The following is a 14,668-nucleotide window of genomic DNA, read 5'->3' on the forward strand; positions in this document are numbered from 1 at the left end:
TTGGAAGGTATCGAAGATTGAGTAAAGACTATGAATATTATCCCTCAACTTCTGAAGCTTTTATCTATTTGGCAATGTCTAAATTAATGCTAAAACGTTTGACAAACCAAGTTTTTTAACAGGCTCTGAGAAATACTATACACTAAATCTTATTTAGAAGGCATCCCTTAGTAAGAACAAGTTTTTTCTAACCGAATCGCTTAGTAAAGTTTAAAGAAGCCATTGAGTCTTAGAGGATTTCTTAAAACTGCTAATGGCCTAGATTTGAGATTATTATGGGTTTTAATACCCCTCTTAAACACCGTTTGCTTTATAAACTAGCTCCTTTAACCAACTCTCAAGAGTAGTGGGGCCGAGCCGCGGATTTCCTCCTAGTACAAGGGTATCTTCCGTGACAACCCCACCAAAATAACACGCCTCGTCATCAGCTATCATATCACTGCACGTGTATCTTGCGTGGCTTGTAAATATCGCCAGATCAAATCGGAAAAGCGCGCGCGTTCAGGGCCTGCTATTTCAATGGCATGATTCAGGGGCGGTTTTACTGCAATGTCAGCCAATTGAAGCGATATCATCTGCCGCAATCGGTTGAAATAAAACAGGCGGCAGCCGAACGGTATTTCCTGTAGTGGCCGATTGAGCAATGCTATTTAAAAATTCATAAAACTGGGTGGACTGCACGATTGTATAGGGAATTGCAGATGCTTTGATAAGTTGTTCTTGGATATATTTAGCATGAAAATAGCCGCTATTTGCCAGTCGATCGGTTCCAACAATAGAGAGAGCAACATGATGCTTTACACCGGCTTCTTTTTCTGCGGCAGACAAATTTTGGTTGGATTTTTCGAAGAATTCAACAGCGGCTTTTTCATCAAAAGAAGAAGAATTTGCGACATCGACAACCACTTGAGAGCCTTTGAGCACCTCTTTTAGACCTTTACCGGTCGTCACATCCACTCCGGAAGAATGAGACGCAGCGATCGCTTCATGGCCTGCAGACTGTAAAAGCTTGACTAACTTGGCACCGATAAGTCCGCTGCCGCCAATAACGGTGATTTTCATGAGGCCTCCTAATAGCTAAAAGTCGCTATAGGAACAGAAATAGCAGACTTTATGTTTCCTATGGAAGGTTAATAAATGCTTTTAAGCATGCCTAGGAAATTCACAAAAATTCTTATAGAACCAAACAAGCGGAATTATCCATTTTAATAAATCAATTTATCAAGTTAGATAAAAATAAACCAACTATTTAAACTAAGATAAATAACAATTAAAATAGATACAGTTTTCCTGTTTTTATAAAATATAAGAAAATGCTTTTATATAAAGGATTCAATAAAAATTAAGCAAAAGCGAATTGATATTTCTCGCAAAATGGCATTTTCAGAAAAATAGGGATGAAACTAAGGGAATGAATGCAGAGAGGGCGATTTCTTGCAGAGGCTTAAAATAAAAAATGCCCTTGTTTCAAGAAGATACAATTTCTTTATTGTTATAAGCATCTTGTATTTAATGGACTAATACTATTCTCGAATGAGAATGACTTTAGGTTATTGACTTTTTCGCCTTTACATTAGTATCATATGACACTATAATAATATACGAAGAGATATCACATGCAGGATAAGCGCCCTTCGGATCGCGAACTAATCAAACGACTAAGTGAAGCAAAGGAATTTTTAAAAAATAGGCATGGATTATTTGCTAATCCATCAAAAGCTATGGGCGAGTTAAATGATCTATATATCGGTGATGCAAATGATGTTTGGCTGTTGATTAGGGAACTGCTGGATGAAATTTCACCTAAGGACTACAAGGGGTCAAGACCCCCGCAAAAGTCCTATGAGAAAGCAATAGAGGGGCTTGAATTACTAGCCTTTAGCTGGTGGAGCCTTAAATGTGCTAAGCAAATGTATATCAAATTTGTTTTGAAGGATGAGCGATATTATTACGTCTCACTACACCCAAGTCGCTCTGCAGAACAACACGGAGAAGATTAAAATGAAGTGCCTAAATTGCGACTCAGAAAAATTTGAATCCAAAAACATCCGTTTTAGTCCTGAGGTCAAGGGAGAGGAAGTAGAGGTAATTGTGCCTTCCTTTGTTTGTACAAAATGTCAGACGCCTTTAATGGATGGAGAACAAATGAATAGGCTTAGAAGGAGTGCTGCGGATAAATACCGCAAGCAACATAAGCTTTTGACATCCGAAGAGATTATTAAATATCGAGCTTCGCTTGGAATGTCTCAAGCAGCTTTTGCAAACTACTTAAAGGTTGGAGAGGCAAGCATCAAGCGTTGGGAAACTTACTATGTTCAGGATGTTGTTCAAGACGATCATATCCGTTTGAAATGTGATGAGGCTTACGCAGAACTTAATGCTCTTGAGGTTCACTGGAAAAGTCATGCACCCGATATTTACAGTGGTAATAGATCTTTTTGTTTAGAGTTGTTTAAGCAAGCTGTAAAATATTTATGCGAATTTACGAAAAGCCCTTTATTTTTGAATAAGGCACTTTTTTATGCCGATTTTAAACATTTTCAGCTTTATGGGACCGGAATAACAGGCACCCGCTATATACATTTGGAGTATGGTCCATGTCCTGATCAATATCAAAACTTGATACAATTGCTTCTTTCCAATGGAATTTTGGAGGCTTGCAAAAACCACACGTTGAAATCCGTTGGCAAGCCGGATTTATGCGTATTTTCTGATACCGAAAAAGAAGTATTGGAAAAGGTTGCTAATTTAGCCTCTAAAGATGGAGGAAAAAGGCTATTAAATATTTCTCATGAGGAAGAAGCCTTCAAAAAAACAAAAGCATTTGAGATTATTAGTTACAAGTATTCTAATCAGCTTAAAATTTAATTTTAGGGAAGATTATATTAATTTAATAAAACGCTGTAAATCTTTTAAAAATATTTTTAAAAACACTCTTGTAAGTACATAAAAAGAATTCAAGATATTGAAATTTCTTAAGTATTTCTATTTGCTAGGCGCTTGTATTTCTCGTTCAAAAATAAAGAGGGATTCAAGCATTTTTCACATCTTTTGCCATCGCTCAGGATTACATAATTTTTCCGAGCCTTCTAATCAATTTTCATGAGACTTTCAATCGCAAATATTTATTTATTAGCCATTTATTAATGATAAAAAAAATTAATAAAGGAATCCATCAGTCTTCGGATTTAAAAATTAAAAGAAGACTTATCATATAGAATGAAACTAAGGGAATGAATGCAAAGAGGGCGATTTCTTGCAGAGGCTTAAAATAAAAAAGGACTAAAAATCTACAAAAGAGCTGTTTAGCAGTGGTAAACGGCATTTTTGCCTCTCTTTCTTACCTCCTTCATATCAATAGAACAACAAAGTCAACGACGGAGGGGGTTCCAAGGGGGAGGGTGAAAATGTTCATAAGTTACTGAACCAGTATCTAAAAAAACGGTTCTTCGTTGAGTTGAGACGTACTGACTTTTACTTTCAATCCATATTTATTATTTACATCATTGATGGTTTTTACAAACCATGCTGGTGACTTTGGGGAGACAAATATTTCTTCAATCAAAATTGACAGATCACATTTAATGATTTTCCCTCTGTCATTACATTCAGGATCAATTAAGATAGCTCTAACTTCTCTTTCGTATTCAAAAGATTTTCTTTTTCGCCAAAAAGCATTGTTAACCCCAGCATATTTATTGTTAAGATCTAAATATTTTATACGACCAATGCTAATAGATGGGTTCTTACCCATTGAGATGTAAAGATTTTTAAAAGATGTTTTAATTGCAACAGCATTCTCAAAATAATTAGAATACAATCGCCACATGGCTTCAGATTCAAATTCATTTTCATGCCAACAATTAACAAATGTAAATTTTTTACTGGATAAACCAGCTCTTTCTAGCCCTTTTAAGAGCCTTTGAGAATTTTGCTCTACTTCTTCTTTCGAAAGTTCATTTAGGTATCCTTCAGGTGGATTTTCAATCGCTTTTCGAAAAAATTCAAGATGAAATTCGTCCCATTTGTCTTTATTTTTCTTTACCCCTTTAGCGCCTTCAAATAAATCATCAAAAGTTTCAGCAGAAGCAAAATATAGTCCTTCATTTGCTAGCATACTGACATATTTTGCAAAATCCATGTAACGCCATAACTGAGTATTAGCATTTGGGATCTCATAGGGACGTGGACTAAAGTGATACCTGATAGCTGTTTCATTTAATGAAGATGAACATTTTTCACACACATATAAAGGCTCGTTTTCTGAATCATATCCTAAATGTGTTGTATCACCTGCAACAAAATTATATTGGCATTTAATGCAGCTATCATGATTTTCAAACGACAATAATTTAAGTTCTTCGGTTAATCTATGAGTCATTTTCTTCATTTAAGTACCATTTTTTTGTAATAATTGATTGCTACGAATTAAGCGCCAAACGACAGTTTGATTAACAAAAATAGATATGCAACCGGAAATTTTATGCTCAGAGATTGTTATTTAATTTCATTCATCCACTGATCTGACAGCAACTCTGCCTGTTCTAATACTGTTTGGGTAGCTTTTTCGCAAAGATCAGGCGGGTAACCATATTTTCTAAGAATCCGCTTTACGAGTACACGCAATTTAGCTTTTACACTTTCTTTTAAGGTCCAATCGATGGTTGTGTTATTGCGAATTGAATCTGCAAGTTCTCTAGCAATGACTCTGAGTTGATCATCGCCTAAAACATCACGCGCGCTCTTATTATCAGCAAGGGCATCATAGAAAGCATATTCATCATCGCTCAACCCCAAATCTTGCCCTTTTTGGTTGGCTTGCCTGATTTCTTTAGCTAATCGGATAAGTTCCTCAATGACTTGAGCGGTTTCGATTAAGCGTCCCTGATACCTTTGAATAGTGTTTTCAAGCATTTCGGTAAAGTTTTTGGCTTGAACAACATTATTGCTTGATCTAATGCGAATTTGATCCTTCAGCAGCTTTTTTAACATTTCAAAAGTCAGATTTTTGCGTTTCATTCCTTGGACTTCTGCATATCTGAAAGGATTTTATACATAGAGGATTCAATAAAAATTAAGCAAAAGCGACTTGATATTTCTCGCAAAATGGCATTTTCAGAAAAATAGGGATGAAACTAAGGGAATGAATGCAGAGAGAGCAATTTCTTGCAGAGGCTTAAAATAAAAAAGGCGCTTTCCCCTGGGAAAGAGCCATGATGCCGATGACCGGACAATTATCGAACCATTTTGTCGAGGGAATGCGCAAGATCTATGAGCTTGAACCGTTTATAAAGTTGGAAGATTTAGAATGTGATAAGACAAACAAGACATCAAAAAGCTACAAAAAAGCAATCTAGGGAAGCTGTACAGCAAGTTTTGCTTTTTCCTTAACCTCCTTCATAACAATAGAACAACAAAGTCAACGACAGAGGGGGTTCTAAGGGGGAGATTTTTTGGAGTGCACATCTTTTTTTGATTAGATGTTGGCGACTGCCGAGGCTATAGTGTGGATACGTGAAAACCTGAATATAAAATTAACTGACTTTGACAAGTCGATCACCAACTCTTGTCAAATCATTAGCTTGCATTAATAAATCAGTAACTGCTGCGGGAACATTTTTATAATTGGGCAATCTGTAGCTATCCCCTAATTCTTTTGGAATTATTGATTTAATTCGGCAGGTATAGGGTGAGGTTAAAATAATAAGATCCCATCCACTCCATAAAATGATTCGCCCTGCACGGTGAGTTTCGTTGCAAAGATCCACAAAGCAAGGCGGATAATTCATTCCCTCTGGAAGTTCTAAAAATTGTAAACCAAGTAGGAAGTCTTCCATTTTCGTTGAAGAAGGTACTAAGATAAACATAACGCTAAAACCTGAAGATTCTCCAACGTTTAAAATCTCTTGAATTTGACTGGATTTCCAGCCTTGAAGATGTCCTAATTCCTGTAGGCAAGGGGAGTTATTATTGAAATAAATAGACTCAAGATAAAGAGGTGTTATAATAGGCTTATCACAGAAAAGAGGACCTTGGTTTAAATCAATACGCTCGATAGCCACATCATCTAATCTTTTGATGTGCACGCTGCTTTTATGCCAAGTTATGTGGTCAAATCTGGCTGTTTTTAAGCCGGTGTCGCAGTTGAAATGATTTAGTGGCACATCTGAAGGATATGTAAAATGGTAGGAGAATTCTTCCTTTTTTACATTAAAACTCAGTATTCCAAGGATATAAGTTTTTTTTGATAACGTTATAGTTAATTTAATAGTTTCAGGCTTAGCCATTTTTCTTTAACCCTGTTGAGTCAAATGCTTCATTAAGCATCTCTATGTTTTCATTAATATATGGGCAAAATAATAAAAAGTCTAGACATTTTGCGTAAAATGTGCAAAAATAAGGAAAATACAGAAATTATACAGGAGAAAATGCCTTGTTATTGCAATTTTCAGTCAAAAACTTTAGATCTTTCGAGAACGAAGAGGTCCTGAACCTATCGGCTGGCAAGGGATCTGAGCTTCGAGATTCAAACACATTTGAATATTCTCAAAGTCAGCGTCTGGTTCGTTCTGCTGTGATTTATGGGCCTAATGCTGGCGGCAAAAGCAATTTGATTCGAGCAATTTTTTTTCTGCAGCAGTTTGTTCTTGCGTCTTCAACGACCTATCAGGAAAAGCAAAAAATCCCCCTACAACCATTTCGACTTAATGCAAAATCTCAAAATGAACCGAGCGAGTTTTCTATCGATTTCGTTTGTAATGATACCCGGTTCACTTATCATGTGGCTCTTACCCAAGATCAAATCATAAGTGAAGAGCTTTATGCATACCCTAAAAAGTATCGACAGACATGGTTTACCAGAAAATGGAATGCATCTTCAAAAGCATATGAGTGGTATCATGGACCAAGCTTTAAAGGGGAACATAAAGTTTGGGAACAGATGACGCGTGCAAACGCTTTATATCTTTCCACAGCAGTGCAATTTAATAGCGAGCAGCTAAAACCCATCTTTCTTTGGTTTAGAGATCAACTTGTCATTTTGCTAAAAAATGGTCCTTCACAAGAAGTTAATTTTAATTTAGGTCTTACCATTGAATTTTTAAAAGATTCCAATACAGCCCCTTTGGTTCATAAATTCATGGAATGTGCAGACGTTGGGATCGAGATCTATCAGCTAATTGAAAAAGAAGAATCACCTATAAAAACTATAGCTGTAGGAACACAGCATAAGATGAATGATATGGACCAAAAAGTTCTTTTTGACTTGTTGATGGATGAATCTGAAGGAACACAAAGGCTTTTTTGGCAAGCAGGTGGCTGGTTGAAAACATTGCGCGAAGGATTAGTACTTTTTGTCGATGAATTGGATCTCCATCTTCATCCGAACATTGTCCGATATTTAATAGAGCTTTTTCATAGTCCAAAAACTAACCCTAAAAATGCTCAACTTGTTTTCACCACTCATGACACTTCTTTGCTAGACAGTGATTTATTTAGAAGAGATCAAGTGTGGTTTGTGCAAAAAGATGAACAACAAGGATCACGTCTTTACTCTCTTTTAGATTTTAAGCCTCGCAAAGGTGAAGCCATTGGCAAAGGTTATCTACAAGGGCGTTATGGGGCTCTTCCATTTGTGGGGAAATTTCGCTTCTCATGACCAGACCAATCTCTAAACGTTCATTTCGAAAGCCTGATGCTCGCTATGCTCCTATTGATTTAGTGGTTTGCGAAGGAGAATCAGAAAGGGATTATCTCTCAGAACTTGCTAGAAATTGGCGAATTCACGCTCATATTTGTAAAGGTGATGGGACTGATCCTAAAAGTATTGTGAATACCGCAAAACGCAAGTTAAAAGAAGATGGGGTAAAATACGACAAAATTTTTTGTGTATTTGACAGAGATAACAACCTCTTAGATTATCTAGAGGCGGTCGAACTGTGTAGATCTAAAAAGTTTATTCCGATAGTCTCAAATCCCTGTTTTGAATTATGGATATTTCTACATTTCCAAATGCGCGAATCCGGTTTTGGAAGTCCGCAACAAATGATAAAGGCGTTGAGAAAATGTCCAAGGTTTGAGAATTACGACAAAGATGGTGTGCAAATATTTAAAGATACAATCCATTTAATTGGAACGGCTTGCAAAAATGCTTCAGCATTGGTGTCCAAAAAATATGAGCAGCCAAGAGAAGACCCGTATACCAATTTTCATCTCCTTATCAAAAGGTTTGAACTCCTAAAGGAGGAACAAAAATTTTTTGATCGAGCAAAACCATTAAAATGATGACTTAAGGCTTGTTGTGAATTTATTGCACTGATGGCATTTCAGAAGAAACTAGTTAATCTCTATTTAATTTCATTCATCCATTGATCTGACAGCAACTCTGCCTGCTCTAATACAGTTTGGGTAGCTTTTTCGCAAAGATCAGGCGGGTAACCATATTTTCTTAGAATCCGCTTTACGAGTACACGCAACTTAGCTTTTACACTTTCTTTTAAGGTCCAATCGATGGTTGTGTTATTGCGAATTGAATCTGCAAGTTCTCTAGCAATGACTCTGAGTTGATCATCGCCTAAAACATCACGCGCGCTCTTATTATCAGCAAGGGCATCATAGAAAGCATATTCATCATCGCTCAACCCCAAATCTTGCCCTTTTTGGTTGGCTTGTCTGATTTCTTTAGCTAATTGGATAAGCTCCTCAATGACTTGAGCGGTTTCGATTAAGCGCCCCTGATACCTTTGAATAGTATTTTCAAGCATTTCAGTGAAATTCTTGGCCTGAACAATATTTTTATTTGATCTGCTGCGAATTTGATCTTTTAAGAGTTTTTTTAGCATCTCAAAGGCCAGATTTTTGCGTTCCATGCCTTTGACTTCTGCAAGGAACTCGTCTGAAAGAATAGAAATTTCAGGGTTCTTAAGACCTGCGGCAGCGAAGATATCAACCATTTCAGTTGAGGCAACAGCTCTAGAAACAATCTGTTGAAGAGCTGTATTGAGCTCATCCATATCTTTCCCTGATCCTGCAGTGGACTTTGCAAATGCGGATCTTACATTTTGAAAAAAGCCAACACTATCTCTAATTTGCTTTGCTTCATCGCTTGCAGCACAAAGCGAAAAGGCTTTGGATAAATCAAGAGTTGCTTGCATAAAACGTTCTCGTCCCTTTTCTTGGGACAAAATATGCTCCATAGCTGCAGGAATGATGGAGAGCCTTTCTTGTGGCGTACCGATGATTGCCTTTGAGTAATCAAATTTATAGAATAGCTGCTGAACAACTTCGTATTTTTCCTGCATCAAAGCGATTGCTTCTTCTTGAGGAACTCCAATCTCTCCCCGATCCTGTTCGGTGTAGTTAGCTAAGGCTTTTCGAAGTTGATCGGCTATCCCCAAATAATCAACAATTAATCCGCCAGGCTTATCCTTGAATACTCGGTTAACTCTAGCGATAGCTTGCATAAGTCCGTGGCCTTGCATCGGCTTATCTATATACATCGTGTGCATGCAAGGGGCATCAAAACCTGTTAGCCACATATCTCGCACAATGACAAGCTTTAAAGTATCATTAGGGTTTTTCGCTCGCTTAGCTAATAGATCTCGTGCCTTTTTGTTTCTTACATGAGGTTGAAAATCTTCAGGGTCGCTTGCAGATCCTGTCATAACTACTTTGATGAGTCCTTGATTGTCATCGTCACTATGCCAATCCGGGCGAAGTTTGATGATGGCTTTATAAAGCTCTACGCAAATGCGACGGCTCATGCACACAATCATGCCTTTGCCATCCATCGCTTCTGTGCGTCGTTCAAAATGATCCACAATATCCGCCGCAATCAGGTTAATTCGATTTTCAGCTCCGACAAGCGCTTCTAATCTCGCCCACTTACTTTTGAGTTTTTCCTTGAGGTCAACCTCTTCCTTTTCGGTAAGTTCCTCAAAGTCTTGCTCAATGCGAGGACGTTCTTTTTCGTTAAGCTCAATTTTAGCGAGCCTACTTTCATAGTAAAGCCGAACGGTTGCGCCATCTTCAACAGCCTGTTGAATATCATAGGTGTGAATATTGTCACCAAAAACAGCATAGGTATCTTTATCGGAAAGTTCGATCGGTGTGCCTGTAAAGCCAATGAAAGAAGCATTTGGTAACCCATCACGCATATGCCTTGCAAAACCATCGATAAAATCGTACTGGCTGCGATGGGCTTCATCGGCAATCACGATGATATTGCGTCGATCTGAAAGTAGCTGATAGGATTCTCCGTTGTATGGTGAGAATTTCTGAATGGTTGTAAAAATTACCCCACCTGAAGCTACAGAAAGTAGTTCTTTCAAATGTTTTCGATCATTTGCTTGAGCGGGCGTCTGGCGTAAAAGTTCTTTGCAGCTCGAGAATGTTCCAAAAAGCTGCTCGTCCAAATCGTTTCTATCCGTTAAAACAATCAGGGTTGGATTTTGCATCGCTTTTTGTTGAATAATTTTTCCCGCATAGAATGCCATGGACAAACTTTTTCCAGACCCTTGGGTATGCCAAATGACTCCGGCTCTTTTATCCCCGCTTGGGGCGGAAGCATCGATCGTACATTCAATGGCTTTGTTCACTGCATGATACTGATGGTAGGCTGCAATTTTTTTGACAATTTTTTCTCCATCGATTTCAAATACCATGAAATTGCGTATGAGATCCAAAAGAACATCGTGGCGAAACAAGCCCTTTAACAATGTTTCAAGTTCAGCAGTTCCTTTCGGCGCTATCGTTTTGCCATCAATTGTTCTCCATGGCATAAAGCGTTCTTTATTAGCGGTCAAAGAACCAACTTTTGCCTCAGTTCCATCTGAAATCACTAGAAGGCTGTTTGTTCTAAAAATAGACGGTATATCTTTCTTGTATGTCTGAAGCTGATTGTAGGCATGAGTAAGGGTGGTATTTTCGTTGACCGCATTTTTGAGCTCAATAACTGCTAAAGGGATACCATTAATGAAAATAACGATATCAGGACGGCGATTGCGCTTGTTCTCAACAACTGTGAATTGATTGACGGCTATAAAACTGTTATTCGCAATGTTTTCAAAGTCAATTAAGTAGGCTTTATCTCCGGCGATGCTGCCATCCTCTCTTGTATATTCAATATCGACCCCCTCGACAAGCATGCGATGGAATAAATAATTGTCTTCAATAAGATCCGGCGCTCTAGAAGCGATTACTTTTCGACAAACGTCTTTTAGAATTTCGGTGGAAAGATTCGGATTTATCGTTGTTAATGAGGAAAGTAGACGCTGTTCAAGAACGATATCGGAATAGTTTTTGCGTTCTTGATTTAGACTATCAGGAGCAATATTAGCCCCTTGAATTAATTCATAATCCAAGTCTTCAAACCAAGCAAGTGTTGCTTGTTCTACTATGTCTTCTGAGAACCTTCCTTGGCTCATAATAATTTCCTTAAATTGTGGCTGAAATTAACATTTCAGCCTCTTGAATTTTGATTTCTCCACTGATGAGTTTGAGAAGAAAGGTATCTCTAATTTCTGATAGAATTTCTGTGTTAATGTTGAGAGCCAACACTTTTTCATGAAGAGATGATATTATCTCACCGAACGCAATCATTAATTTCTTTTTAGGTATCCAAAAAGTAACATTTTTTAAATTTTGAATTGTTATTTGAGGCTGTGCAGAACCAGTAGCATATCTAGTCATATCTAAATATTTAAGCATGTATTCAAGATAGTATCTATTTATATCCCTGTTTTTTAACACTTCACAAATGAGTGAATTGTTTGTAACAAAAGATTTAGGATCTGTTCGATGAATTTTTCCTGAAGCTGCACCCCGACAAGCAATTATTACTTGTTGTTCGTCATATAAAAAAGTTGTGTGGTAACCGATTAGACCATTTCCTCCAAAAACAGGAAAACCATTTTCAATTAATTCACTAGTTGGGAGGTTCTTGCCATAAACTATATTTGACACATCATGGAGGTGTACAATTTTCCACCCAGCAGGTATAAGTCCTGAAAGTGAATCAATAAAACTTTCAGGAAACAGATCCGCAATTTCTGGGCTCAAGCCTTCAGGCCTTCGGCCTACTGCTTTCGTCTTTACAGGATCAAAATCGATAAACCAGCTTTTGAAAAGGCTGTCAGCAATATTTTCTAACGTTTTGCATATCTGACGATTTAGTTCAATTTTATCATCCAGAGAGTTAAGAATATTGGCTATAGTTTCTTGAGCCTGTAAACAAGGGATATGTAATTGCATTTTTTCTAGTCGCGCTCGGGACAATTCGGTTTGACCAGTAGACCCCTCTCCTAAAGATTCTATAAATGATTCCTTTGAACGTAATACCCAACCGAAATAATCTTTGTTTATAAGATTTGAATTGGGCCTTACAATTGTAACATGAGAATCAACAGTTGTCGGTTCAGTAATTTTTTTAACTTGAGCTACTCTCCCTAATGTTCCAGTTCCTGTGGAATTAATTAAAACATCTCCTATCTGAATATATTTTTCTTGAGGTACATTTTTTAATTTAAAATTATTTCTCCTAGCTTCTTTTAGTGAAAGTCTTTGATTGCGAACACATTTTTGATTAATTACAAGAACACCATCTTTTTCAGAATATTTTGGACTAATTCCTCTTTTAATCATTAAGCAGATTTCTTCAAGGCAAACCACATTCCAATCAGAACTCATACCCAACCCTCGCTAGTTGCTTACGAATTTCGTTGTCCATTTCTTGGGATTTAGCCATTTGTTCAGCAAGAATCTTTGTCAATTCTTGCATTTTCTCGTGAAAAGAGCCTTCTTCTTCCTCAATTTCTTCAGTGCCGACATAACGTCCTGGGGTAAGAACGTAACCATGTTCTTGAACTTCTTCTAATGTCGTTGATTTGCAGAATCCAGGAATATCTTGATAACCGTCTAAGAAAGAAAGATGATCGACTTTTTCACCACGCCAAGAATGATAGGTACTGGTGATATAGCTAATGTCTTTTGCTAAATCGAGGTCTTTATGAGTGCGATCTGCCATAAAACCTAACTTACGCGCATCGATAAACAGGATTTCTCCTCTGCGATCACGAAGTTTGCCTTTTCCAGCTAAGCCACCACTTTTGTCTTTTGCTAAAAACCAAAGGCATACGGGAATTTGTGTTGAATAAAATAGCTGCCCCGGAAGAGCAACCATGCAATCAACAAGATCTTCTTCAATAAGACGTTTGCGTATTTCCCCTTCCCCGCTTGTATTCGAACTCATCGAGCCATTGGCAAGAACAACTCCTGCTACTCCATGAGGGGCAAGATGATGAACCATATGTTGAAGCCAAGCATAATTGGCATTTCCTACTGGAGGTACTCCAAATTTCCAGCGCATATCTTCGCGTAAATTTTCACCGCCCCAATCGGAAATGTTAAAGGGTGGGTTTGCAATGATATAATCTGCTTTTAGGTCTTTATGTAAGTCATTGTGGAAGGTGTCAGCATTTCTCGAACCAATGTTACCTTCAATTTGACGGATGGCTAGATTCATTTTGCAGAGACGCCAAGTGGTGGGATTGGATTCTTGGCCGTAGATAGAAATATCGCCGATCCGACCACCGTGACTTTCGACGAATTTTTCTGATTGAACAAACATTCCACCTGAGCCACAGCAAGGGTCATATACGCGCCCTTTATAGGGTTTTAGCATTTCGACAAGGAGACGAACAATGGATTGAGGTGTGTAGAATTCTCCACCGCCTTTGCCTTCTGCGCTGGCAAAACGGGAAAGAAAGTATTCATAAACACGACCAAGAACGTCTTTCTGTCCTTGTGTATGCATGCTGATTGTACTCATTAAATCAACGAGATCACCAAGCTTTTCCTTGTTTAAAGCAGGTCTTGCATAGTCTTTAGGTAAAATGCCTTTGAGTGCGCTGTTCTCCTTTTCGAGTTCTGACATGGCTTCATCGATGATCGTGCCGATTTTTACAGAACGGGCATTAGATTTAATATTTTCCCAACGAGCAAGTTTTGGCACCCAAAAGACATTCTCTGCAAGGTATTCGTCACGATCTTCGGGATCGGCCCCTTCTTCAGTTTTGAGCTTATTGTATTTCTCTTCGAAAGCGTCTGAGATATACTTAAGGAAAATCAAACCTAAAGCAACGTGTTTGTATTCTGCTGGGTCCATGTGACCGCGCATTTTATCGGCCGCAGCCCATAATTGTTGCTCAAAGCCAAGGTTAGCGCCTGATGTCGAATTTACTTTCGTTTTCATTTGTTACTCCTTTATCCGCATACTTTAAAAACTTGTTAAGTACATAAAAAAGAATTCAAGATATTGAAATTTCTCAAGAATTCTATTTGCTATGCGCTTGTATTTTTCGTTCAAAAATAAACAGGGGTTCGAGCATTTTTTACATCTTTTGCCATCGCTCAAGATTCCATAATTTTTCCGAGCATTCTAATCAATTTTCATGAGACTTTCAATCGCAAATATTTATTTGTTAGTCATTTATTAATTACACAAAAAAGAATTAATAAAAGAATCCATCAGACTTCGGATTCCAAAATTAAAACTACTTGTCATTCTGAGAAAGCAAATTGAATTGCAGAAGAGCCATGAAAGATGGCTTATGAAAATATTGCCATTTTAATCTTTCGCTTCTGCATATCTAAAAGGATTTTATACATAGAG

Annotated in this window: 9 protein-coding genes and 2 pseudogenes; 4 read left to right on the forward strand and 7 right to left on the reverse strand. The window is 37.6% G+C overall.

Annotated features, from left to right (window positions below; translation table 11 throughout):
* Positions 1–294 precede the first annotated feature (294 nt).
* Positions 295–1,062, reverse strand: a pseudogene (locus BN3769_RS06810) (SDR family oxidoreductase).
* Positions 1,063–1,616: 554 nt separating this feature from the next.
* Between BN3769_RS06810 and BN3769_RS06815 the strand changes: the two are divergent.
* Complete coding sequence (locus BN3769_RS06815) at positions 1,617–2,000, forward strand: hypothetical protein (RefSeq protein WP_068468932.1); 384 nt, start codon at positions 1,617–1,619, stop codon at positions 1,998–2,000.
* Position 2,001: 1 nt separating this feature from the next.
* On the forward strand, positions 2,002–2,868 hold the full coding sequence (locus BN3769_RS06820) for a type II TA system antitoxin MqsA family protein (protein WP_068468934.1): 867 nt from the start codon (positions 2,002–2,004) through the stop codon (positions 2,866–2,868).
* A 565-nt stretch (positions 2,869–3,433) separates the two neighbouring features.
* Here the strand turns inward: BN3769_RS06820 and BN3769_RS06825 are convergent.
* From BN3769_RS06825 to BN3769_RS06835, 3 genes and pseudogenes are all read right to left on the reverse strand, one after another.
* The gene (locus tag BN3769_RS06825; protein WP_228840641.1) at positions 3,434–4,390 is read right to left on the reverse strand and encodes a hypothetical protein; all 957 of its coding nucleotides are present in this window, start codon (positions 4,388–4,390) and stop codon (positions 3,434–3,436) included.
* Between the two features lie 107 nt (positions 4,391–4,497).
* Positions 4,498–5,034: pseudogene (locus BN3769_RS06830) on the reverse strand (DUF3387 domain-containing protein); the annotation flags it as partial.
* A 500-nt stretch (positions 5,035–5,534) separates the two neighbouring features.
* Positions 5,535–6,287, reverse strand: coding sequence for a hypothetical protein (locus tag BN3769_RS06835; protein ID WP_068468938.1), 753 nt, complete (start codon positions 6,285–6,287; stop codon positions 5,535–5,537).
* A 146-nt stretch (positions 6,288–6,433) separates the two neighbouring features.
* Between BN3769_RS06835 and BN3769_RS06840 the strand changes: the two genes are divergently transcribed.
* Both BN3769_RS06840 and BN3769_RS14470 read left to right on the forward strand, forming a co-directional pair.
* Positions 6,434–7,657, forward strand: coding sequence for an AAA family ATPase (locus BN3769_RS06840; protein ID WP_068468939.1), 1,224 nt, complete (start codon positions 6,434–6,436; stop codon positions 7,655–7,657).
* Positions 7,654–8,283, forward strand: coding sequence for an RloB family protein (locus BN3769_RS14470; RefSeq protein ID WP_079989454.1), 630 nt, complete (start codon positions 7,654–7,656; stop codon positions 8,281–8,283). The genes BN3769_RS06840 and BN3769_RS14470 overlap by 4 nt, the downstream gene beginning before the upstream one ends.
* A 62-nt stretch (positions 8,284–8,345) precedes the next feature.
* Here BN3769_RS14470 and BN3769_RS06850 read toward each other — a convergent pair whose 3' ends face one another.
* Genes BN3769_RS06850 through BN3769_RS06860 form a run of 3 tightly spaced genes read right to left on the reverse strand, consistent with a single transcriptional unit; the run spans position 8,346 to position 14,248 of the window.
* Complete coding sequence (locus tag BN3769_RS06850) at positions 8,346–11,423, reverse strand: type I restriction endonuclease subunit R (RefSeq protein ID WP_068468940.1); 3,078 nt, start codon at positions 11,421–11,423, stop codon at positions 8,346–8,348.
* Positions 11,424–11,433: 10 nt separating this feature from the next.
* Positions 11,434–12,684, reverse strand: a complete 1,251-nt coding sequence (locus BN3769_RS06855; RefSeq protein ID WP_068468941.1) for a restriction endonuclease subunit S — start codon at positions 12,682–12,684, stop codon at positions 11,434–11,436.
* Complete coding sequence (locus tag BN3769_RS06860; protein WP_068468942.1) at positions 12,674–14,248, reverse strand: class I SAM-dependent DNA methyltransferase; 1,575 nt, start codon at positions 14,246–14,248, stop codon at positions 12,674–12,676. Before BN3769_RS06860 ends, BN3769_RS06855 begins: the two co-directional genes overlap by 11 nt.
* Between the last annotated feature and the right edge of the window lie 420 nt (positions 14,249–14,668).

Origin of the sequence: Candidatus Protochlamydia phocaeensis, assembly GCF_001545115.1 — a bacterium.
In the GTDB taxonomy this organism is placed as follows: Bacteria; Chlamydiota; Chlamydiia; order Chlamydiales; family Parachlamydiaceae; genus Protochlamydia_A; species Protochlamydia_A phocaeensis.